Genomic DNA, 21,132 nt, shown 5'->3' on the forward strand with positions numbered 1-21,132 from the left:
TTTACGCTGCGCGGAATATCTTTGCGCCGGATGGTGCGCTCGTCGCCCCGCCGTCAACCGTGATCTCGATCCCGGTAACGTTCGATGAATCATCCGAAGCAAAGTAGAGCGCGGCCTTGGCAATCTCCTCGGCTTCGCTCATGCGGCCGAGCGCGCTCATGCCACCGATGCGTTCTTCAAGTGCTGCGGCTGCATCCGGCGTCTGCGAATAGGGAGCCCAGATCGGCGTCTTCGTGCCGCCCGGGGTCACCTGGTTGACGCGAATGCCGCGAGGTGCGAATTCGGATGCCATGTTGCGCGTCATGGAACGGACCGCACCCTTGGTAGCAGCATAGGCCGACCAGCCCGGCATGCCGAGAACCGCATGCACTGAGCCGTTGAGGATCACCGAGGCGCCGTCGTTCAAATGCGGCAGCGCCGATTGAACCGTGAAGAACACGGCCGTCAGATTGGTGCTGATAATGCGCTCGAACTGCTCAAGTGATGTCTGACCGAGCGGCGTTGCGCCGCCGATGCCGGCATTGGCGAAAAGGATGTCGAACTTGCCGAACTCTGCTGCCGCTTCGGCGAAGGCCCTTTCGGTGGCCGCGACGTCGGTGACATCGACCTTCAGCGCCAGCACGCCTTCACCCAGCGTTTTCTGCGCGGCGGCGAGCGTTTCCGGATTGCGCCCGGTGATAATGACTTTCGCACCTTCGGCCAGAAACACCTTGGCCGTTGCAAGGCCGATGCCGCTATTGCCGCCGGTGATCAGGGCAACTTTGTTCTTGAGACGCATGGGATGGCTCCTCTTGGAAGTGAACGCAATCTGGATTATGGTTGAAATCCATGCTGGAGGATTATGCTTATAATCCAGATAAGTCAAGAGGCATTGCCAGGAGTATCCTATGGGCCATTCACAACTCGAAAAGCAGAAGACGCACGAGCGGATCGTCGAGATCGCGTCCCGCCGCTTGCGCGAGAAGGGTCTGGAGGGCATCGGAGTGGCCGACATCATGAAGGAAGCCGGGCTGACGGTCGGCGGCTTCTACAAACACTTCGAGTCCCGCGATCAGCTTGTCGCCGAAGCGATGCAACTGGCCTTCGGTTCATGGGAGACAAATGTCAGGGCGCAGGGCAAGGAGCCGAAAGACATTCCGCTTAGCGCGTATGCGGCGACCTATATGAGCAAGGGCCACCTCAACGGTGTAGGGGAAGGCTGCCCCTTTGCTGCGTTGACTGCCGATCTTGCCCGCTCCGGTGAAGAGTGCCGCACGCTCGCGACGGAGCAGATGAAGATCAATCTGGGCAAGATGACCGAAAGGATCGCCGGGGAGGCCGGACCGGACGCCGAAGCGCGCCGCAAGGCGATCATTGTCACTTCGGTCATGGCAGGCGCGGTCGGGCTTGCCCGAATCGCCAAGGACGAGGCCTTCGCTTCCGAAATCCTCGAAACCGTCGAAGCCTTCGTCAGCGAGTTCGCAGGCAAATGAAAACGGCCGGCAAGGGGCCGGCCGTTTTTGAAGCGAGTTGAAGCTTCTTGCCGTTAAGCCGCGAGAGCAAGCTCGTCGGCACGGGCCTTGGCGGCACCGATTGCCTTTTCCGCAGCTTCAGGACCAAAGGCGAGGCCTTCGACATAGATCGTCTCGATATCGGTGATGCCGAGGAAGCCGAGCACCGACTTCAGGTAAGGCACGGCATGGTTCATGCCGGCTGCCGGACCCTGCGAATAGACGCCGCCGGAAGCGAGAACGACATAGACCTTCTTGCCGGTTGCGAGGCCAACCGGACCGCTTTCTGTGTACTTGAAGGTGCGGCCGGCGCGGGCCACATTGTCGATCCAGGTCTTCAGCGACGAATAGATGTTGAAGTTGATGAGGCCCGTGCCGATGACGACCGTGTCAGCGGCGAGCAGTTCGTCGACCAGCGCATCGGAGGTTTTGACGGCTTCGGCTTCTTGTGCGGTGCGCTGATCGGCTGGCTTGCGGATGGCGGCGGTGAAGAGATCGTCGATATGCGGCAGCGGATTGGCGGCGAGGTCGCGGCTTACGACGACGCTGCCGGACTGCTGCTTCTTGATCTTCTCGGCGAGATCGGCGGCAATCGTCGTGGAAAGGGACTCAGCGCGCGGGCTGGAAGTCAGAAGAAGGATGGAAGACATGGTCAAATTTCCTTTTCGAATTACGCTTGGCCGCCTTTTCAGGGAGGTCGGCGGCTGCTTCGAGAAGGAAAATAAGTCTGGCCCGCTATCGAAAAAACTGGGATAATGTCGATCAAAATCATCGATGGATTGGATATATGCTCCCGAACCCAACCCTGGACCAACTACAGGTGTTTTTGACCGTTGCCGAAACCGGCAGCTTCTCCGCAGCGTCCCGCGTCTTGAACCGGGCGCAGTCGGTCATCAGCTATACGATCGCCAATCTTGAGGCGCAGCTCGAGATGCCGCTCTTCGAGCGGTCGGGTGCGCGCCAGCCGAAACTGACGGCCGCCGGCAAGGCGATGCTCGAGGACGCACGCCGTCTGATGACTGACCTGCAGGTGATGCGTGCCCGCGTGAAAAGCCTGAAGGACGGACTGGAAGCGGAGGTTTCCGTCGCGATGAGCGTCATGGTCCCGTCGCCGGCGATCGTGGATGTGCTGCGGGAGTTCCAAGAGAAGTTTCCCTCCGTTGCGCTAAATCTTGCGGTTGGCGAACTCGGTATGGTCATGGACTCCGTTCTGAGCGGCAAGGCGACGATCGGCATCGGCGGAGCTGTTCGGAAACAGGCTGATTCGATCCATATGGAAAAGATCGGTCATTCCTTCATGCTGCCCGTCGCTTCACGCGACCATCCCTTGGTCCGGATCGACCGGCCGCTCACGCTCGGAGATGTACGCGAGGAGGTGCAACTCGTCGTCACCGACGCGTCCGGGCTGACAACGGGCCGAGACTTCAACGTGCTTTCCTACAAGACGTGGCGCGTCAGCGACATTTCGACCAAGCACGCGTTGATCCGGGGGGGCTTGGGATGGGGCGGTCTGCCTGCGTCGATAATCCATGATGATCTCGCGAACGGTAGGCTCGTTCACCTTGACCTTCAGGCCTACGAACAGGGCGAGTATCCAATTTATGCCATGCGGCGCCTTGCCAATCCGCCCGGACCGGCAACCGCATGGATGATCGGTGCTTTCGAAGCGCGGCTCTTGCGGTGCCCCAATCATGCGGATTTCAAGGCATTTCTGAACGAAATCCGGCCACCCGAAATCCCGCTAGCGGCGGAGTAGGCGAGGCTCTGCAGCCTCGCCGGTTCACACCAGCTCTAGAGCAATTCCAGGAAAAGTGCGCAGCGGTTTTCCGTCCGGAATTGCGTGAAAACAAAGAGATAGAGCGGTTCCGTGATTCCGTGAAAAGCTGAACCGCTCTAGAGTACCAGCCGGAATTTCGAAAAGCCGTCGCTTCCTTCGCCGGCTTCCTCGATCTTCGCGCCCTTGACGTCCGCCAGAAACTGCTTGGCCCTCGGTCCGCTTTCGAAAACGGCGGTTGTTCCGGCTAGCGGTTTGAAGGTCCAGTTGCCGTCGGCCGAGGGGTTGATGGTGCCCTGGTCGTGGATGAAGCGGACGATGACGTCGCGGTTGGTATCCGGCGCCTGGAAGACGACCTTGTCTGAGGCGATCTCCGGGAACTTGCCGCCACCGCCGGCGCGATAGTTGTTGGTCACGACAACGAATTTCTGCGCGGAATCGATCGGTTTTCCGTCGAACTGCAGATTTTGGATGCGGTTCGAGTTTTCGTTGATCGGCTTGCCGTCATTGTCGTACTTGCGCGGCTGCGACAGGTCGATCTGGTAAGTCACGCCATCGATGACATCGAAGTTGTAGGACGGGAAATCATTGTTGAGCAGCGCCGCGTCCTTGGCGCCCGGCTTGATCTCTTTGAACATGCCGGCAGACATTTCCAGCCAGTTTTTCACCTGTTCGCCGGTCACGACAACCGCCTGGACGGTGTTCGGATAGAGATAGAGGTCGGCAACATTCTTGATCGCCACGTCGCCGGCAGGAACATCGGTGTAGTAATCGGCACCGCCCCGGCCGCCTGCCTTGAAAGGAGCGGCCGCCGAAAGCACCGGAAGAGCCTTGAACTCTGTGTCAACAAGCATCTGCTTGATGTACCAGGTCTGCGCCTGGCTGACGATCTGGACCGACGGATCGTCGGCAACCAGCGCGAAATAGGAGTAGAGCGGTGCCGACGTCTTGCCGACCGGCGTGCGGACATAGGCGAGCGTCGCCTCGTGCTCGGTGTTGGCGGCCGCGATCACTTCCTTCTTATCGGCGACATCGGCGACGATCTTCTTGTTCTCGTCGCGATGATAGATGGGGCGCGCCTCGGCGGTGAAGTCGGCGATCTTCCAGCTCTTGCCGTCCTTTTCCAGAAGCAGGTCGATGAGGCCGAGATGCGAGCCCCAGAAGCCTGCCATGACTGTCGGCTTGCCGTGCAGCGTGCCCTTGACGGGATCGGCATTGGCAATGCCGTCCCAGGTCTTCGGGCCGGGGAAGACCAGATGCTGGTGGCCGGTGAAGATCGCGTCGATGCCATCGACGGCAGCCAGGTAGAGCGAGGCGTTTTCCATTTTCTCGGATGGTGCCGCGCCGTCGATGCCGGAGTGGGAAAGCGCGATGACGATATCCGCGCCCTCCTCCTTCATGACAGGAACCCAGGCTTTCGCGGCCTCAACGATGTCGCGGGTCTGCGCCTTGCCTTCAAGGTTCTTGATATCCCAGAGCATGATCTGCGGCGGCACGAAGCCGATGAAGCCGATCTTGACCGGGCTCTCGTTGCCTGCGCCATCCTTGATCTGCTTTTCAACGATCACGTACGGTTTGAAGAACAGATCGTCCTTCGTCGGATCGGAGGCAAGCTGACCCTTGGTGAGGTTGGCGCAGACGAACGGGAAATTCGCGCCGCCAAGCACCTTGAACATGAAATCGAGGCCGTAGTTGAACTCGTGGTTCCCAAGCGTGCCGACCGTATAGCCGAGCGTGTTCATCGCCTTGATGATGGGGTGGACGTCGCCGTCCTTCATGCCGTGCTGATAGGCCATGTAGTCGCCCATCGGATTGCCCTGCAGCACGTCGCCATTGTCGATCAGCAGCGAGTTTGCCGCTTCGCCACGGATCGAATCGATGATCGTCGCCGTGCGCGCCAGACCCATCGTGTCGTTCGGCTTGTCGGCATAATAGTCGTAGGGAAAGACGTTGACGTGAATATCCGTCGTTTCCATGAGCCGCAGATGCGCCTGATTGGCGGCTGCCCGCGCCGTGAAAGGGTGGAGGAGAACGAGCGCCGAAGTTGCGGCAATGCCGCCAAGCAGTGAACGCCGGCTAATCGGCGGCAGTTCGAGTACGGAAGCCATGGGAACTCCTTTGAAAACCAGGCATCAGCTGCGCTGAGGCGAGACTAGGGCGATTTCCAAAGGAGTAAACCCTGAAAATAACAGGGATTTAGCGCGTCAGGACCGGCTTCACGTCCTTGTGGAAGAACCGGAAATAGGAGGCGACCTGCGCCTGGGCGTTGGAGTTCGGATCGAACTGGATCCCAAGGCGGCCATTGTGGGTCCAGCGGATGATGCCATGGAGCGTTCCCAGGTCCTCCGCTAGGATCTGTACGCGGCTGCCGGATGCCGCATGGATCGGCGATCTGATTTCGACCGCCATGCCGGTGACAGACATGTCAATGATACGGGCGTCCACTTCCTTGTTGAGGTAGCGGACCTTCCCGAACACGCGGCAATATTTTCGTTCAGCCTTACGGGTAATGATATTCAAATTTCGCATGATGCTGCTGCTCCCAATTGAAATTTATAGCCTAGGTTATCGCGAAAAGATTGAAAATGTTTTTACAGCAATTGCTAAACTATGAGCTGGCTTCGATCTTCTGATTCCGCGCGCGGCGGGCGACCACGTGCTCGCGCCAGATCGTGAAAATGCCGGCTGCGACGACGATCACCGAGCCCACGATCATGTTGAATGTCAGTGTTTCGCTATAGATCGTAACGCCGATGATGCAGGCATAGACAAGCTGCAGATAGGTGAGCGGCTGAACGGCTGAGGCATCGAGCATGTCATAGGCGCGGATCAGGAAGTAATGGCTGGAGATGCCGGTCATGCAGAGAAGCGCCATCCACCCCCAGTCGCCGGCTGACATCCCGGTCCAATAGAAAGGCCCGATGAGCGTCATCGTAATGCCGCCGGCGACGCCGGTGTAGAAAAAGCTGGTCATGGCGGAATCATCGCGGCTGACGAGGCGGGTGGCGAGGACGTAGAAGGCGAAAAGAAAGCAGCCGAAGATAGGAAGCAACAGCTTCGGATCGAGGAAGCCGCTTTCCGGCTTCAAGATCAGAAGCACGCCTGCGAGCCCCGCACAGATTGCCGTCCAGCGGCGCCAACCGACGCGTTCACCGAGCAGTGGCATGGAGAGCAGGGCGATCAGAATGGGTGTTCCGGCAAAGATTGCCTGCGAATGGGCGAGGCCGACGGTTGCGAAACTGCTGATCGCCACCACGACCTGCGCGGCAAGCACCACGCCGCGGAAGACCTGCAGAATGGGCCGTTTTGTGCGTGCTGTCGCCTTGAACCCGCCACGCATTCTGGAAGCGAGCAGAATCGTGAAAAGCGCAAAGGCCCAATAGCGGATCATCGTCACGAGAACGGGAGGGTAGACGCTCGCCAGATGCTTTGAGATGCCATCTTGCAGGGAAAAGATGGTGATCGCCAGAAGGACGAAAATATAGCCTTGGGTCTTGGATTTCATGTCTTGCCGTGAGGCGGGAACGGCCCGCGTTCGATCGAACCTAGGTCAGGTTTCCAACTGCATTGCAAGGCCTTAAAGGCCGACATTCGGCCTATCGATAATTTCCCGAAGCGCGAAGCTGGAATTGATCTTCACGACGTGTGGCAGGGCCGAGAGCCAGTCGCGATGGATGCGCTCATAGTCTTCGAGATCGCGGGCCGCAACGCGCAGAATATAGTCATATTCCCCCGACATCAGATAGCAGACGAGCACGTTCGGGCAGCGCTTCACCGCCGCCTCGAACTCCGCAAGCGTCTTTGCGAACTGGCCGGACAGCGAGATATGTACGATGGCGATCATCTTGTATTCGAGCGCCTTGTGCGAAAGGCGCGCATGGTAGCCGGCGATGACGCCGCTTTTCTCGAGGATGTCGAGGCGTCTGGAGCAGGCAGAGGCCGAGAGGCCCACTTTCGCCGCAAGGTCGGCATTGCTGATCCGGGCGCTTGCTTGGAGCGCCTTGAGAATCGCACGATCGATAGCATCGAGTTCCTGCATTCGAAAAACCTTCGGAAAATAAGCGACTGACGCAATAATCTTCGAAAACGGGCCCCGCTGCAAATACTCTTTGCAAGGACATTTTGTTCGTTCGGTGTTTTGATTTGTCCATTGATAACGCTCCGCCCAAGCGGACATAGAAGGAGAGGAACGCTCAATGCGTGTCGGTTGCCCGAAGGAAATCAAGAATCATGAATATCGTGTCGGCCTGACACCCGCTTCGGTTCGTGAATATGTTGCCCATGGCCACGAGGTCTGGGTCGAGACAAAGGCAGGCGCCGGAATCGGCGCGGACGATGCCGCCTATAGTGCCGCTGGCGCGAAGATCGCCGCCTCGGCCAAGGACATCTTCGAAAAGTGCGACATGATCGTGAAGGTCAAGGAGCCGCAGCCCTCCGAATGGGCGCAGCTTCGTGAAGGCCAGATTCTCTATACCTATCTCCACCTCGCGCCCGATCCGGAGCAGACGAAGGGCCTTCTCGCCTCCGGCGTCACGGCTGTCGCTTACGAAACGGTCACCGACGAACGTGGCGGCCTGCCGCTGCTTGCGCCGATGTCGGAAGTCGCGGGCCGCCTGTCGATCCAAGCCGGCGCCACGGCGCTTCAAAAAGCCAACGGCGGCCTCGGCATTTTGCTCGGCGGCGTGCCGGGCGTGCTCCCGGCCAAGGTGGCGGTCATCGGCGGCGGCGTCGTCGGTTTGCATGCGGCAAGAATGGCGGCGGGGCTTGGCGCCGATGTCAGCATTCTCGACAAGTCGTTGCCGCGTCTGCGCCAACTCGACGACATCTTCAATGGCCGCGTCCATACGCGCTATTCCGGCATTCAGGCACTGGAGGAGGAGGTCTTCTCCGCCGATCTCGTCATCGGCGCCGTACTGATCCCGGGTGCCGCCGCGCCGAAGCTCGTCACCCGCGAAATGCTGTCCGGCATGAAGAAGGGTTCCGTCATCGTCGATGTCGCGATCGATCAGGGCGGCTGCTTCGAGACCTCGCATGCGACAACGCATTCAGAGCCGACCTATGAGGTCGACGGCGTTGTTCACTATTGCGTTGCCAACATGCCGGGCGCCGTGCCGGTCACGTCAGCGCAGGCGCTCAACAATGCTACGATCGGCTATGGCCTGACGCTCGCCGACCGCGGCATGCGAGCCATCGCCGAGGACAAGCATTTGCGCAATGGCCTCAACGTTCACGAGGGCCGCATCACCAACAAGCCGGTTGCCGATGCGCTGGGCTATGAGGCCTACGCACCGGAAAGCCTGCTGAACGTAGCGTAACTCCATCACCATACGTTAGATGAGGGCGCCGGTTTCGCTGAAAGCCGGCGCCTTTTCCTTGTCGATCCGACACTGGAAGCAATTGTTGCGCGCCGAGCGGACATGCACGTAGGCGATCTCCGGACGGTCAAGGAGTTTGGCGGCGTAGGAGCGGATATCGGGTGTCAGCGTCACCGCGCCCGTGCCGTAGACGATGCGATTTTCGGCATTGTAGCCGCGTACGATGAAATCCGGGCTCGTCAGAACCGGCGGCAGGACCTCTTCGGCGGCATAGCGCTCGCAGCGTTCCTTGTGGAGGAAGACAGGACCGGTTTCAGCATAGGGCTGAAGCTCGGGAAACGGCCGGTAGGCGAAGACCAGCAATTCCTCGCCAGCATCGATATTCCTCAGGCAATGGCGGCAGGGATGGCCGGGGCCATCAGACACCATCGTCTCTGGCGGGAAACCATAGGCGTCCGTACCGCCGTTCCAAAGGTTTTCGGCGTCGGCGGTCGGCATGGCGGAAAAACGGATGTCGGTCATGGCAGGTCTCCTTCTTTGACTGCCATGAATGCGCTTCCAAAGGCGCTGAAACCACCCGATTCCTGCCAGGCTAGCTCTTCTTTGCGAGCTCCAGCAATTCCTTGTCGCTGAGCGGCCGCACGATGCCGGTGCCGGTCGAGACGGGAGAGAAGCCGAACATCTGGTAGAGCTGCAGCGCGCGAGGATGGTCGAGGTTGTTCGTCGTTGTCGTGACGCGCGTCGGGTTCAGCGTCCAGATCGCATAGAGTGCCTGCAGCAGGAACCACTTGCCGATACCGAGGCCAAGCGCGTGCTCGATCAGGCCGAAATGACAGAGCTCGATCGTATCCTCGTCCTCGCAGAAATATTCGTAGAAGCCGGCAGGCGCCCCGTTAACGTAAAGCACGCTGATATTGTTGCGCTTGTCGTGCAGGGTTGCCGCCAGCTTTTCATCGCTCATCCTCAGCCGGTCGACCCATTGCCAGCGGGCGCCGACCTGGCGGTAAAGATGCCGGTAAAAGGGCAGGGGAATATCTGGCGTGCGCATGATCGCGGTCTGAATATTGACCGGTACCGGCAGGCTCGCCTTCGGCGGCGAGGTCATTTCCAGCCGGGTAATATGAGCCGTGAGCGAGGAAGCAGGTCTGGCCATGGAGGGTCTCAGGCCTTGGCCGGACCGGGCGGGCCGGTCACCACCGGCGTGTCGCCGCGGCTGCCCCATTCGCTCCAAGAGCCATCGTAGAGCTTGTTGTCGGTATGACCGAGCGATTCCAGCGCCAGCGTGATGATTGCGGCCGTAATGCCCGAGCCGCAGGAGGTGACGACCGGCTTCGATAGGTCTATTCCCGCATCCTCGATCGTCTCCTTCAGTTCCGGCAGCGACTTGAACCGGCCCTTGGTGGCGAAGACGCCTGAAGGCAGGCTACGGGCGCCGGGCATATGGCCGGAACGCATGCCGGCGCGTGGTTCAGGCTCGGTGCCTGCAAAACGGCCGGCGCTGCGGGCGTCGGCAATCTGCAGTGCTGCGCTGGAAACGATGTCGCGCATGGTGTCGAGCGTCACGACGCGGCTTGCGGCATAGTTCGTGTTGAAGGTCGCCGGCTCGTACGTCGGAACGTCCGTCTCCAGCGGACGGCCCTCCGCCTTCCAGCCGTCGAGGCCGCCGTCGAGAACGAAGACGTTCTTCGCGCCCATCACCCGGAAAAGCCACCAGACGCGAGGCGAGGCGAACATGCCGATGCCATCGTAGACGACGATGCGATCCGTCTCACTAATACCCATCTTGCCGACTTCCTCGGCGAAATATTCCGGCGAGGGGATGGTATGCGGAAGGCCGGTCGAGTGATCGGCGATCTTGTCCTGGTCAAAGCGGATCGCGCCCGGAATATGGCCGCTTGCATATTCGGCGTCGGCGTCGCGATTCTGCGCCGGGAGATAAAAGGAGGCGTCCAGCACGCGCAGGTCGGCCTTTCCGAGCTCGCCCTGCAACCAGTCGGCCGAAACGACGAAACGGCTCTTCTCTTCGCTCATTCTTGTCTCTCCCCTGATCGTCTAGGCTTCGTTGCCGGGCACGCCGAAGCGAATGCGGAAGCGCCGGTTTTCCTTGCCCTTCTTCTCTATCTTTGCGATGTGAATCTGGCCGACTTCCTGCGTTTCCGACACATGTGTGCCGCCGCAGGGCTGGCTGTCAATCGCCGAGTTTTCGCCGATGCAGACGAGGCTGACCCGTCCGAGTCCAATCGGCGGGCGTACATTCTTCGATTTCACGATGCCGGGATTCGCAGCCAGCTCCTCGTCCGTGATCCACTGGATATAGACCGGGTGGTTCTGGCCGACGAGTTCCATCATCTTCGCCGTCACCTCGTCCTTGTCGATCGTCTCGCTCATGTCGAAATCGATGCGGCTCTCCTCCTCGCCGACGGCCGCACCGGTGATCGGATAGGAACAGACCACGGAAAGCAGGTGGCAGGCCGTATGCATGCGCATCAGCCTGTATCGGCGCGGCCAGTCGACATGGAGCACAAGCTTTTCGCCGACTGCCGGCTGCGCTTGGGCTTCCGCGGGAACGTGGATGACGATGTCCTTGCTTGCCCCATGCTTTGTCGGCGCGAGTTCGATCTTCGAACCGTCGGAGCGCTCGAGGAAGCCGGTATCGCCCGGCTGGCCGCCCGACGCAGCATAGAAGCAGGTCTGGTCCAGCTCGATGCCCCCGTCCTCGTGAATGGCGGTTACGACCGCCTCGCATGTCGAAAGATAGAAGTCGTCACGATAGAGGGCATTGACTGGCATGGGGTCTCACGCTGTTGGTTCGTAAGGTATCTTTATATCCTGGGACGACGTCAGCCATGCCGGAATGGGCAGGCCCTTCGACGTCAGGAAATCGGGATTGAAAAGCTTCGACTGGTAGCGGTTGCCGTAGTCGCAGAGAATCGTCACGACGGTGTGACCCGGTCCGAGATCCTTTGCAAGCCGTACCGCGCCGGCAATATTGATCCCCGTCGAACCGCCGAGGCAAAGCCCCTCGTGTTCCACGAGATCGAAGATGTAGGGCAGCGCTTCTGCGTCCGAAACCTGATAGGCAAAGTCCGGCGTGAAACCTTCGAGATTGGCGGTGATACGGCCCTGGCCGATGCCTTCGGTGATCGAGGAGCCCGAGGACTTCAGTTCGCCGTTCTTGTAGAACTCGTAGAGGGCGGCGCCTTCAGGATCGGCAATGGCAATCTTGACGTCCTTGTTGAACGCCTTGAGACCGGCGGCAACGCCAGCCAATGTGCCGCCTGAGCCGACGGCCGAGACGAAACCGTCGACCTTGCCATTCGTGTCGTCCCAGATCTCCTTGGCCGTCGTTTCGATATGCGCCTGGCGGTTCGCGACATTGTCGAACTGGTTTGCCCATATGGCACCGTTCGGGTCGGTCTTGGCCAGCTGCTCAGCCAGGCGGCCGGAGACCTTCACGTAGTTGTTGGGATTCCTGTACGGTACGGCGGGCACTTCGACGAGTTCGGCGCCGAGCAGCTTCAGCGCGTCCTTCTTCTCCTGGCTCTGCGTCTCCGGAATGACGATGACGGTGCGATAGCCGAGCGCCTTGGCGACGACAGTCAGCCCGATGCCGGTGTTGCCGGCAGTGCCTTCGACGATGACGCCGCCCGGTTTCAGCAGCCCCTTTTTCTCGGCATCGCGGATAATGTAGAGCGCGGCGCGATCCTTCACCGACTGGCCGGGATTGAGAAACTCCGCCTTGCCGAGGATGGTGCAGCCGGTCGCCTCGGAAGCTCCCTTCAGCTTGATGAGCGGAGTGTTGCCGATCGCCTCGATAACGGATGGATGGACGGTCATGGAATCTGCCTCTGTGGAACCTGTAGTTTAGGAACGGTCTTTTCCCTTCACAAGGCTGGGTTGGCAAGAAATGCTATTCCATGCCTCCGTCTGCCGGGGCAAAATTAGACTTCCCGCCATACATCGCGCCTCGCGCCGTTTCCAGCCCGGTGACCCACGGATTGCCGCCCGCGCGGCGGCCGCTCTCGGAGCGCCTATTCAGCTTACCGAAAGCCATCGCCTGATCATCGGCGATCTAACCGGCCGAAAGCAGCCACAATGGTATGGTAAAGAAGCTAACCGAAGGTCAGCGGGGTATTATGCCGTTCTTGAGGAAGTCTACCATGCGCACTTTCATCGCCCAGCCCGAACATGGAGTAGCTTGGATTTCCGGCGCGAGTACAGGAATCGGCCACGCGCTGGCGCTGAAACTGGCGGGCGAGGGGTACAAAGTCGCGGTGACCGCCCGCAACCATGAAAGCCTCGCCGAACTACAGGCCGAGGCAAGCGGTCTTTCGGGCAGCATCATCGTTCTCGATGGTGACGTGACCGATCCCGAAGATATGGAGCATGTGCTCGCCTCGATCGAATACGAATACGGCGCGCTCGCGTTGGCGGTCTTCAACACGGGCGTTTACGTGCCTGTTCATGCGGAGGAGATGCACCGCGCGGATTTCGAGAAGAGCTTTGCCGTCAATCTCTCCGGTGTCGTCAACTGCCTTCTGCCGGCCGTCCGGCATATGAAGGCCAAGGGGCAGGGGCAGATCGCCATCGTCTCCTCCGCTGCCGGTTACGGGGGCCTGCCGACCGGTGCGGCCTATGGGGCGGCCGAGGCGGCGCTGATCAACATGGCCGAAAGCCTGAAATTTGATCTCGACAAGATGGGCATCCGCATCCAGATCATTTGCCACGGCTTCACCGAGAGCTCGTTGGCTGCCAAGAACCGATTTCCGATGCCGTCGCTGGTTTCACCCGAGAAAGCCGCGGAGCAGATTGCGGCGGGCCTCAAATCCGGTCGCTTCGAGGTCAATTTTCCGAAGCGCTTCATCCTGATGCTGAAGCTTCTTCAGCTAATGCCTTACGGCCTCTATTTCCGGCTGGTGAACCGCTGGACGGGGTGGCGCAACCGTCCGCTATCTTCGTCCGGTCACCATCCGGCGACACCGCATCCCGCGGAGTAGTGAATGGCTCGAGCAGCAGGCGAATCGTTCCTGCCTATGCCTTGCATCTTCTCTGGCGCATTCCTGCCGATATTTTGCTGCGGACCAATCCAGAAATTCGAGGCGCTGGAGCCTTGCGTCTGGCGCGCAGCGTCATACCTATATATGCGTCCAATGCCCGCCTCATAGAGGTCTAAACATGAGTAGTATCAACACCGTCATACGGTCGATCGTGGCCGTGCGCTCCATAATTCCGGAAGATGCCTTCACGGCAACGACACTCGGCACCCGACGGGAGGGTAGCGGTGTGGTCATCCGGGAAAACGGGCTGGTGCTGACGATTGGGTATCTGATTACCGAGTCTGAAGAGGTTTGGCTGACCCGCAACGACGGGCATATCGTTCCTGCTCATGCGCTCGCCTATGATCAGGAAAGCGGCTTCGGCCTGGTGCAGGCGCTTGCGCCGCTTGACCTCCCGGCGCTGGATTTCGGTAACGCTTCCAAAGCTAACATCGGCGATCCGGTGGTCCTTGCCGATGGTATTGGCCAGTTCGTGCAGGCGAACATCGTCGCCAAGCAGGAATTCGCCGGCTATTGGGAGTATTTGCTCGACGAGGCCATCTTCACCACGCCGGCTCATCCCTCATGGGGAGGTGCGGCCCTCGTCGATGCAGACGGCAAACTCCTGGGCATTGGCTCGCTTCGCCTGCAAATGAGCCATGGCGGAGAGGTCGCGGATATCAACATGGCGGTGCCGATTGACCTGTTGCCACCTATCCTCGACGATCTGCTGAACCGGGGCCGTGTCAACAAACCGCCCCGGCCCTGGCTTGGGGCTTTTTCCGCCGAGAGCAATGGCGATGTGGTCGTCATGAGTGTTGCCGAGGGAGGTCCGGCCGCTGAAGCCGGCTTGCGCCAGGGCGACATCATCTCGGAGGTGCGGGATGGGGAAGTTGAGGGGCTCGCCGATTTTTACCGCAAGGTGTGGAAGAGCGGTCCTGCCGGCGCCGAGATCCCGATGCGGGTCTTGCGCAACGGCCGCGAAGCATGGCTGCGCGTCAAGTCGGCCGATCGCAACAGCTTTCTCCGCAAGCCGCACCTGCAATGACATCAGCACCAATCCAGCGGAGACCGCGGCAACAAGAGCGAGCGCTTGCGAGGTAGGCTATGGAAATTCGCGCCGCCACACCCGATGAAGATGCTATCGTTGCGGGCCACTATCTGCGGATATGGGAGAGCTATGGTACGCCCGAGGATCATTATCGGCGCGATGCAATGTCTCGGATCGAAACCTTCATGGAGGAGGGACGCGCGCAACGCCGGCTGAGATCCTTTCTGGCTGTCGCCGATGGCGCGATTGCCGGCTCCTCTTCCTGCCAGCTCCATCAGTCGCCGTTTCCCGAGGTGATAGCCCCGCAGCATCGGTTGCATGGCTATATATGGTCCGTCTACGTCGACGACGCCTTTCGCCGCAAGGGTATCGCTCGCGCGCTGACAGCGGCAGCTGTCGACTATCTGAAGTCGATCGGTTGTACCACCGTTGTCATTCACGCCTCGGACCCCGGCGAGCCCGTCTATCGCTCCGTCGGCTTCGAACTGGCCAAGGAAATGCGCTTGAAAATCTGATAGCTGTTCTCTTCCGTTCAGCCACCGGCGCCGGGCGGCGCATCGTTCTCGAAAACCTCCCGGTACTGGATCGTTTGAGCTTCGTCGGTGTCGAGGGACGAGCCTAGCGGCCGTGCCAGCCGCACACCCGGACCGCCCGAGCCGGAGTAATCGCCATCCAGGAAGGCGATGCCGGCAGCTTCCAGAGCAGCCTGGATCGCATCCATCGTCGATTGCTCCATATCGATGCCGTTCTCAACACGATCTAATGTCGTGGCGGCGATGCCTGATCTGGCGGCAAGATCAGGCACGCCCCAGCCCAGAGCGGCACGCGCCATTTTGACCTGTATCCCCCTCATATGTACCTGCGCAAATTGGTGGTCGGTGGTCGGCATTTGATGCCGCATTACGATACGACAAACGCAACCTGGCTGCACCGGTTCCATATCGCACGCGAAAGAGGAGAGTTGAAAGCCTACCTAAAAAGAGTGGCTGCAACTAAGGCGATCACTCGAAAAGAGGGCGGCCTCTACCTCTTGAACCCAATTCGACGCACCCGATATTTTTGAATATGCATTGGTATATCGCGAAAGGAGGAGTGATCATGTTTATCAATGACGTCCCTTGGCGAGTTCCAGTCGCAATCCACCTGCAATGCGGACTTGAACGGACATTTCATACCGCCTTCGACGCCCTGGATTTTCTCGAAAACGAATGGCCTTTGCGTCATGGCGAGCGATATGATCGAGCAATCGACAAATGCCGTGGAGCGATCAGCCGGGCAGTTCCCGCGGAAGTGGCGCGCGAAGCCTTTATCGCGGCTTGCCTTGAGGCGGGGATGCCCGCTGTCGGGAGGGGCGTCGCCTCACGCACCGAAGTGCCGCCGAAAACCGCTACCAGGGCGTAGTTCTCCCGGATACTTGCTCGGTTCTACGGTCATTGGCTCTGATCGATCTGTGCCGGTCGTCTGTCGGCATAGTCAGGCTTTGGAGCCAGCAACGCTCCGATGACGATGACGCAACCCGCCGTGATGATGGCGGCGATGTAAAATATGAATGCTAGGCGCTCTCCGTTGGCGGTCATGGCTAAACCCCCTTGATCTCGCGGATACAACAGCGAGCGCCCATGATTTGTTCCTTGTACCGGCGATGGTTCCGCGGCAGCCGGAACGACTCGCCCGCTGATTCGTTGAGTCGCGTGATTCGTCGGAGTATTTCGTCATGCAAGTCGATGATCGAGCCTTCCAGCCGGTGAACATCAAAGTAGGAGACCGCTTTCGCGTGGTGGCAACGGTCGCCGATGCCTATCGGCTCATGGTGACCGAATGGCCCTTGAAGGAAGCGCCGGCGCTCTATCGGGCCGAAGTCACTTGCCTTGACGCGTTCAATGACGTGGCGACGCCCGAGGACGTTCGCAAGAAATTCCTGATTGCCGCCAGCGAGGCGCACCTGCAATATGTCGTGTGAGACGCCATCGAAGTCTTGGCGCTCGTCCCTGGGACGCGTCAGTCGGCTTTGGCGAACCTGTCTCCGGCTGCGTATGCTTCCGCCTCCACGCTGATATAATTGTAGATGTATCGCTCGGCGAATCCCTGAACGCCCCATTCCTTGTACTGCTGGACATGCTTTAGTTCATGCGCCCATAGCGCTAAGCTGCGGGCGCCTTCTTGATTGGCGAAAATGACGGTGTCGGACAAGGTGACGGCATGCGCGCCGTTGCCGAGCGCCAATTTGGCGATATTCCATTCTCCTCGCTCCCCGATCTTGTATCGGACTCGATCGTAGACATAGGAGGGATACGCCGATCCGAGCGCCACGCGAACCCGGCGAGGAATACCAGACGTGCGAGAACTGCGAGAAGCATCGCGAGACTCGGTGATCCATTGGGCGAGCATCGGTCCAACTAACACGGCCGCAAAATTCCTCCCCGTCTGACTGACGACGCGAAGCGTATTTTTGCTCTCCCGCATGGGATTGCCGCTCAAGCTGGTCGAGTACACTGAAAGAATTTGCCGGAGGGTGGGCAGGCGGGGAGCCTCGGCGTTTGCCGAGGGCCTCACTGGCGACTGGCTTCCGCTCGGATCAGACACGCGCTTCTGTAAATCCGGTGCCGCACCGCCGTGAACCAAGCTGAATGCCATGACGAGCGTCAGGAGAAGTTCCATGAACGTGGCCCTCTGAATATTAGATAGACCGAACGCATGCCTCGAGGAAAGCAAAAACAGCCGCGCTCTAATGATCGCCTGCCTCGTGATGCTTTCCGAATTGGCTATTCGGCGCTCCAGTCGATGAGAGGCGTCGCATATGCGAGCATCAATGGGTGGAGAGGGTCGCCTGCGTCGGTGAAGCCGAACGCCTTGACCGGCTTTCTGGCAGCAAAGATCATCGCTTTCATGTCGTCCAGGCGAGGCCGTAGCCTGCGCGGAAGCTTGAATCGGCTGCCCCAGCAGGGCACCAGAACGTCAGCCTCGGCAATGATATCAGCAAGATAGGCATCGTTGAGAGGGCCGATCGGGTCTGCCGCCGCGGCGAGCTTTTGGACGTTGCGGGCGCGCAGGCCGAAGGCGTTGCCGACGATGTATCGGGAGCCGCCATTGCGCACCGTGAAGCCGCTCCACTTCATGACCGTCTGATCGTCTTCTTCGCCGTCGGCCGTTGATCCGTTCACGCCGAAGTAGGCGAAGACCAGGCCGGTGCTGCCGAGGATCCGGTCGAGCCGCCAGCGGTAGAGGCTGCAATCGGAGATGGCCGCCGAGCCTTGCGTGAAAAGGTCCCTCATATGCCGGCTCCCCGATGCGCTCGTTTTTTCGATGGTGCGGGTTCCGCTTGCATATTCAGACCGTTGAACGATCCATGCAGCAACGCTTTCCTCTAGTCGTTCGAAGAATCTCCGAATTCGCCGAACGCTCGCTCAATGGGTGAGCGGCGAGGGCAAAGAAATGGAAGGCAGGCGGTCGCCCTTGATGAAGCTCTTTAGCCGCCTGAGATAGATCTTGGCTAGAGCGCGGGCCGTAAGGTGTAGGGGCATTTCCGTCTGGTTCAGCAGCAGATCGGTCCATTGACGTTTCCAGACATCGTTGAGCTCAGGATTGTCATCGTAGCGTGAGATAGCGTGCCCGATTCTGATGCGGCTATCCGGCACTGTCGCTGACGCCAGCGCGATCGAAGCCGGCACGATGTCCTCAATGTTGGTTTCCAGAACAAGAAGCAGAGACGTGTCGCCTCCGCGCCGCGCAGATATGGTGTCGAGGAACCCGCCTGCCTCGTCGATTAGCTGACTTAGCACCTGCTGCGCCGTGGCGGACGGATCGGTCAGCCGGGAGGCGGCGAGATTGCGGTAGTAGACGAAGTGCAGCTTATCTCTTGATCTCAGGGCACAGCGAAAGCGGTCAAATCGCCGGACCAGCTCATCATGTTTGCTGGTCGTCGACATCGGATTGGTGTGGATATGCAGGACGGTCGGATAATCGCGGTAGGCGACAACTTCAGTTGTAATCTTCGAATGGTTTCCGGGCATATAGGAGTCAGGTGCGCAGACCTTCTGAAAGTCATCCTGGATCATCTCGGTAACGGATGCGAGACCGCTATCAAGATTAAAGAGCCAATCAAACGGGTAGGATGCCTTTTTCAGGCCCAGCTTTTTGATCATCATCGCGGCGTTGCATGCTGCGCCGAGCGAAATATACTGATGCCCCATAATATTTCCCTCCCGCTACCTTTTATATCATATGAGCCGACCTGGTGGAGGCTCGACTTTTCAGGGTAGGCGGTGTGGTCCCCTTAACTTGGGCTCGGACATTTCCCTTCGCCTGACAATCAAGAATTTGCGCATCTTATCGCGCATGGGCGCGGCTCTTGCGATGGAGACCGCGCGCTTTGGCTTCATGCCTCCAAGAACTGGGATAGGCACTTTTTCTTTAGCCGCTTGGATCGATGAGGCGGTCGGGTAGTATCGGGCCTAGCCTGACGTCCAAATGGCTCAGTTGGTAGCCGATCTATCTGTCGTCTTGCACTTCGCGAACGAGCAACCGGTGGCGCTATAAGCCGAAGCAGGGAGTGGGCCTGAGATTTGAGCTTAGATGACGCAGCCTCAACCTCACCAGTCGGTGCCTTTCCGGATTTAAGTTCAGACGCGTCATTCCGAGGATATTTGCTGACGCCGTGGGCATACCTGACACCCTACCGGTAACCATCGCCATCGCCATCACGACCACGATCGCGGTCGCGATCACCTCGAGATAATGACGACCCTTCCAATCTGTCCAGCATCTGCAAGAGGAGGTCGGCGCAAACCTTTGTCGGTTCGTCATCGGCGCACTTGATGTCGATTTTGACGTCGCCATCCTGGATGTAGAAATGCGCGGCCTTTGATGGCGGCGGCAGCCGGCGATCACCCCGTCCCCTGCGCCAATCAGCGCGCGGGCGGCCCTCATCTGAGGGACTTGCTTGCGGCGCCGGCGGATTGGATTCGGGCGCCGCCGTTGTGTTGCCCGCGGCGGAGGCACCGCATCGCTGGGTTGCTGGGCGAAGCTTGCGCCGGTGGACAATGCCAAGGCGACGGCCGAAACGGAAAGGATTGTTTTCATTGATGGGTTCCTCAGATTTCCTACGTGAAGGAACGCGCCGCACCGAGGTTGGTTGCAGCAATCACTGAAACGCAAATGACGAACACCGGTGACAGATCTAACAATGGACGCCATCGTGGATGGCGGCTTACCACCAGTAGCGGTAGTCTCTTTCCGCTGATGACTTCCCCATCAAGTAGCCGAGCGCAAAGGCCATGGCTCCAATCCCGAGTACGAGGCTCGTGGCAGTATGAGGATGATCTGCTGCTCCTGCCGCCACAGCGCTTGTTTCACGCCTGAGCGCGCCGGCGGCAGTCTGCGCTACCTTCCGGGCGCCGGTCGCTGGTTCAGTCGGCGTGCCAGTGAAGCCGGCGTCGAGATCGTTGGGCATGTCGCTTCTCCCTTGATTGGATCAAAGAGAAACTGACTACGGGGCGCGAGGTTCCCGTTTTCCGACTGGAGGCGGAGAACGCCTGGCCAGCATCCATGTGCAAAAAAGGGCTTTCCAGAAGGCGGGTAAGGAAAGCCCTTAACCTTTGCCGCAGGATGCAGAACGTCTGCGCCTCAGATCGATCAGAGCATGGATTATTATTGAGTCGGTGGAAATCGGACTGAAGCCCGAGCCGAAACGGACTTTAGTCTGGTTCTCCAGGAAAAATATCTGGGCGTTGGCCTCCATCGCGCATGACAAGGAAAATAAGCGCCAGCCCGGCGGCGCGCCGAGGCTCACCTGAAGCATGGCGCCAAGTGGGCTCCGCGAAGCCTGACTGCTGTCACCCACCGCGCGAGGCCATGTATTGGACGTGTAACGCCGCGAGCGTTGTCCGGTTGCTGATCTCCAGCTTGCGGTAGACGTTGTGGAGATGGATTCCGATCGTTCCCTCGGAGGCCCCTAGCTTTTGAGCAATCGTTCGGTTCGATAGTCCACCGCATATCAGAGCGGCTATCTCCCGCTCACGAGCGGTTAGGAGCTCGAATTTTCTCAAGTCCGCAACATCGGGTGTCTCGTTGGCCTTGGCTATAAGTTCTGCAGGCAGCCATTTCTTGTCACTTGCGACATGACGCAGGCAGTCGAGCAGCGCTTCGGGCGCGTATTCCTTCAGCAAAATCCCCCACGCCCCTATCGATATCGCATCGGCGATCTGGGCGCCACTCATCGTTGCCGTGAGAAAGACTACCTTCAATCGAAGCCGGTCTTCCTTCAATGCCCGCAACACCTCGAGTCCGCTTGTCCGTGGCATCGACACGTCAAGCAGCGCGATATTGGGCTTGAGGTCGCGAATGAGCGTGAGTGCGTCCGCTCCGTTGGCGGCCATACCCACCACCTTGAAATCTGGGGCACTCAGCAGAATTTGCTGGAGCCCACCAAGGAGCAAAGGATGGTCGTCGGCAAGAACCACGGAGTAGA

27 protein-coding genes are annotated in these 21,132 nt (G+C 59.5%); 9 read left to right on the top strand and 18 right to left on the bottom strand.

Annotated elements, in window-relative coordinates; all coding sequences use genetic code 11:
- Window position 1: 1 nt before the first annotated feature.
- On the bottom strand, window positions 2–778 hold the full coding sequence (locus tag ACPYOJ_RS22205; protein WP_481418170.1) for an SDR family oxidoreductase: 777 nt from the start codon (window positions 776–778) through the stop codon (window positions 2–4).
- A 109-nt stretch (window positions 779–887) separates the two neighbouring features.
- On the opposite strand from ACPYOJ_RS22205, the gene ACPYOJ_RS22210 reads away from it, so the two are divergent.
- The gene (locus ACPYOJ_RS22210) at window positions 888–1,472 is read left to right on the top strand and encodes a TetR/AcrR family transcriptional regulator (RefSeq protein WP_481418171.1); all 585 of its coding nucleotides are present in this window, start codon (window positions 888–890) and stop codon (window positions 1,470–1,472) included.
- A 53-nt stretch (window positions 1,473–1,525) separates the two neighbouring features.
- On the opposite strand, the gene ACPYOJ_RS22215 is transcribed toward ACPYOJ_RS22210, so the two are convergent.
- On the bottom strand, window positions 1,526–2,140 hold the full coding sequence (locus ACPYOJ_RS22215; RefSeq protein ID WP_481418172.1) for an FMN-dependent NADH-azoreductase: 615 nt from the start codon (window positions 2,138–2,140) through the stop codon (window positions 1,526–1,528).
- 137 nt (window positions 2,141–2,277) lie between these two features.
- On the opposite strand from ACPYOJ_RS22215, the gene ACPYOJ_RS22220 reads away from it, so the two are divergent.
- On the top strand, window positions 2,278–3,246 hold the full coding sequence (locus ACPYOJ_RS22220) for a LysR family transcriptional regulator (protein WP_481418173.1): 969 nt from the start codon (window positions 2,278–2,280) through the stop codon (window positions 3,244–3,246).
- Window positions 3,247–3,383: 137 nt separating this feature from the next.
- Here ACPYOJ_RS22220 and ACPYOJ_RS22225 read toward each other — a convergent pair whose 3' ends face one another.
- From ACPYOJ_RS22225 to ACPYOJ_RS22240, 4 genes are all read right to left on the bottom strand, one after another.
- Window positions 3,384–5,372 carry a bifunctional 2',3'-cyclic-nucleotide 2'-phosphodiesterase/3'-nucleotidase gene (locus ACPYOJ_RS22225; protein WP_481418174.1) on the bottom strand — a complete coding sequence of 663 codons (1,989 nt, stop codon included), beginning with the start codon at window positions 5,370–5,372 and terminating at the stop codon, window positions 3,384–3,386.
- Window positions 5,373–5,460: 88 nt separating this feature from the next.
- The gene (locus ACPYOJ_RS22230) at window positions 5,461–5,793 is read right to left on the bottom strand and encodes a PilZ domain-containing protein (RefSeq protein WP_481418175.1); all 333 of its coding nucleotides are present in this window, start codon (window positions 5,791–5,793) and stop codon (window positions 5,461–5,463) included.
- Between the two features lie 79 nt (window positions 5,794–5,872).
- Window positions 5,873–6,769: a DMT family transporter gene (locus ACPYOJ_RS22235; RefSeq protein WP_481418176.1), complete on the bottom strand. Its 897-nt coding sequence runs from the start codon at window positions 6,767–6,769 to the stop codon at window positions 5,873–5,875.
- 72 nt (window positions 6,770–6,841) lie between these two features.
- Window positions 6,842–7,303, bottom strand: a complete 462-nt coding sequence (locus ACPYOJ_RS22240; RefSeq protein WP_168829414.1) for an Lrp/AsnC family transcriptional regulator — start codon at window positions 7,301–7,303, stop codon at window positions 6,842–6,844.
- A 157-nt stretch (window positions 7,304–7,460) separates the two neighbouring features.
- Between ACPYOJ_RS22240 and ald the strand changes: the two genes are divergently transcribed.
- Entirely contained in the window at window positions 7,461–8,579 is a 1,119-nt protein-coding gene (gene ald, locus ACPYOJ_RS22245) for an alanine dehydrogenase (RefSeq protein WP_481418177.1), read from the top strand.
- A gap of 15 nt (window positions 8,580–8,594) precedes the next feature.
- Here ald and ACPYOJ_RS22250 read toward each other — a convergent pair whose 3' ends face one another.
- The 5 genes from ACPYOJ_RS22250 to ACPYOJ_RS22270 all read right to left on the bottom strand — a co-directional run bounded on the left by ACPYOJ_RS22250 (window position 8,595) and on the right by ACPYOJ_RS22270 (window position 12,416).
- Complete coding sequence (locus tag ACPYOJ_RS22250) at window positions 8,595–9,101, bottom strand: DUF1203 domain-containing protein (RefSeq protein WP_481418178.1); 507 nt, start codon at window positions 9,099–9,101, stop codon at window positions 8,595–8,597.
- A 70-nt stretch (window positions 9,102–9,171) separates the two neighbouring features.
- Window positions 9,172–9,732: a GNAT family N-acetyltransferase gene (locus ACPYOJ_RS22255; protein WP_168829417.1), complete on the bottom strand. Its 561-nt coding sequence runs from the start codon at window positions 9,730–9,732 to the stop codon at window positions 9,172–9,174.
- Window positions 9,733–9,740: 8 nt separating this feature from the next.
- Window positions 9,741–10,610, bottom strand: coding sequence for a 3-mercaptopyruvate sulfurtransferase (sseA, locus tag ACPYOJ_RS22260; protein WP_481418179.1), 870 nt, complete (start codon window positions 10,608–10,610; stop codon window positions 9,741–9,743).
- Window positions 10,611–10,631: 21 nt separating this feature from the next.
- Window positions 10,632–11,369 (bottom strand): alanyl-tRNA editing protein, encoded by a 738-nt coding sequence (locus ACPYOJ_RS22265; RefSeq protein WP_481418180.1) that lies wholly within the window; start codon window positions 11,367–11,369, stop codon window positions 10,632–10,634.
- A 6-nt stretch (window positions 11,370–11,375) separates the two neighbouring features.
- Complete coding sequence (locus ACPYOJ_RS22270) at window positions 11,376–12,416, bottom strand: cysteine synthase A (protein WP_481418181.1); 1,041 nt, start codon at window positions 12,414–12,416, stop codon at window positions 11,376–11,378.
- Between the two features lie 323 nt (window positions 12,417–12,739).
- Here ACPYOJ_RS22270 and ACPYOJ_RS22275 point away from each other — a divergent pair, with 323 nt between their 5' ends.
- From ACPYOJ_RS22275 to ACPYOJ_RS22285, 3 genes are all read left to right on the top strand, one after another.
- A complete protein-coding gene (locus ACPYOJ_RS22275; RefSeq protein WP_481418182.1) occupies window positions 12,740–13,576 on the top strand; it encodes an SDR family NAD(P)-dependent oxidoreductase in 837 nt (278 codons plus the stop codon).
- A 178-nt stretch (window positions 13,577–13,754) separates the two neighbouring features.
- Window positions 13,755–14,663, top strand: coding sequence for a S1C family serine protease (locus tag ACPYOJ_RS22280; protein WP_481418183.1), 909 nt, complete (start codon window positions 13,755–13,757; stop codon window positions 14,661–14,663).
- 59 nt (window positions 14,664–14,722) lie between these two features.
- A complete protein-coding gene (locus tag ACPYOJ_RS22285; RefSeq protein WP_481418184.1) occupies window positions 14,723–15,181 on the top strand; it encodes a GNAT family N-acetyltransferase in 459 nt (152 codons plus the stop codon).
- Window positions 15,182–15,198: 17 nt separating this feature from the next.
- Here the strand turns inward: ACPYOJ_RS22285 and ACPYOJ_RS22290 are convergent, their stop codons facing one another.
- Complete coding sequence (locus tag ACPYOJ_RS22290; protein ID WP_481418185.1) at window positions 15,199–15,498, bottom strand: helix-turn-helix domain-containing protein; 300 nt, start codon at window positions 15,496–15,498, stop codon at window positions 15,199–15,201.
- A 266-nt stretch (window positions 15,499–15,764) separates the two neighbouring features.
- Between ACPYOJ_RS22290 and ACPYOJ_RS22295 the strand changes: the two genes are divergently transcribed.
- Window positions 15,765–16,067, top strand: a complete 303-nt coding sequence (locus ACPYOJ_RS22295) for a DUF982 domain-containing protein (protein ID WP_481418186.1) — start codon at window positions 15,765–15,767, stop codon at window positions 16,065–16,067.
- A gap of 29 nt (window positions 16,068–16,096) precedes the next feature.
- On the opposite strand, the gene ACPYOJ_RS22300 is transcribed toward ACPYOJ_RS22295, so the two are convergent.
- Window positions 16,097–16,243 (bottom strand): hypothetical protein, encoded by a 147-nt coding sequence (locus ACPYOJ_RS22300; RefSeq protein WP_481418187.1) that lies wholly within the window; start codon window positions 16,241–16,243, stop codon window positions 16,097–16,099.
- 137 nt (window positions 16,244–16,380) lie between these two features.
- Between ACPYOJ_RS22300 and ACPYOJ_RS22305 the strand changes: the two genes are divergently transcribed.
- Window positions 16,381–16,626, top strand: coding sequence for a DUF982 domain-containing protein (locus ACPYOJ_RS22305; RefSeq protein WP_481418188.1), 246 nt, complete (start codon window positions 16,381–16,383; stop codon window positions 16,624–16,626).
- Window positions 16,627–16,664: 38 nt separating this feature from the next.
- On the opposite strand, the gene ACPYOJ_RS22310 is transcribed toward ACPYOJ_RS22305, so the two are convergent.
- From ACPYOJ_RS22310 to ACPYOJ_RS22325, 4 genes are all read right to left on the bottom strand, one after another.
- A complete protein-coding gene (locus ACPYOJ_RS22310; protein ID WP_481418189.1) occupies window positions 16,665–17,324 on the bottom strand; it encodes an eCIS core domain-containing protein in 660 nt (219 codons plus the stop codon).
- 104 nt (window positions 17,325–17,428) lie between these two features.
- Window positions 17,429–17,938: a DUF1643 domain-containing protein gene (locus ACPYOJ_RS22315; RefSeq protein ID WP_481418190.1), complete on the bottom strand. Its 510-nt coding sequence runs from the start codon at window positions 17,936–17,938 to the stop codon at window positions 17,429–17,431.
- Between the two features lie 132 nt (window positions 17,939–18,070).
- Complete coding sequence (locus ACPYOJ_RS22320) at window positions 18,071–18,856, bottom strand: DUF1796 family putative cysteine peptidase (RefSeq protein ID WP_481418191.1); 786 nt, start codon at window positions 18,854–18,856, stop codon at window positions 18,071–18,073.
- A gap of 1,016 nt (window positions 18,857–19,872) precedes the next feature.
- Window positions 19,873–20,115, bottom strand: coding sequence for a hypothetical protein (locus ACPYOJ_RS22325; RefSeq protein ID WP_481418192.1), 243 nt, complete (start codon window positions 20,113–20,115; stop codon window positions 19,873–19,875).
- 145 nt (window positions 20,116–20,260) lie between these two features.
- On the opposite strand from ACPYOJ_RS22325, the gene ACPYOJ_RS22330 reads away from it, so the two are divergent.
- Window positions 20,261–20,458: a hypothetical protein gene (locus ACPYOJ_RS22330; RefSeq protein ID WP_481418193.1), complete on the top strand. Its 198-nt coding sequence runs from the start codon at window positions 20,261–20,263 to the stop codon at window positions 20,456–20,458.
- Window positions 20,459–20,497: 39 nt separating this feature from the next.
- Here the strand turns inward: ACPYOJ_RS22330 and ACPYOJ_RS22335 are convergent, their stop codons facing one another.
- Window positions 20,498–21,124: a response regulator gene (locus ACPYOJ_RS22335; RefSeq protein WP_481418194.1), complete on the bottom strand. Its 627-nt coding sequence runs from the start codon at window positions 21,122–21,124 to the stop codon at window positions 20,498–20,500.
- Between the last annotated feature and the right edge of the window lie 8 nt (window positions 21,125–21,132).

The organism is Rhizobium sp. SVR5-9E (genome assembly GCF_056755095.1).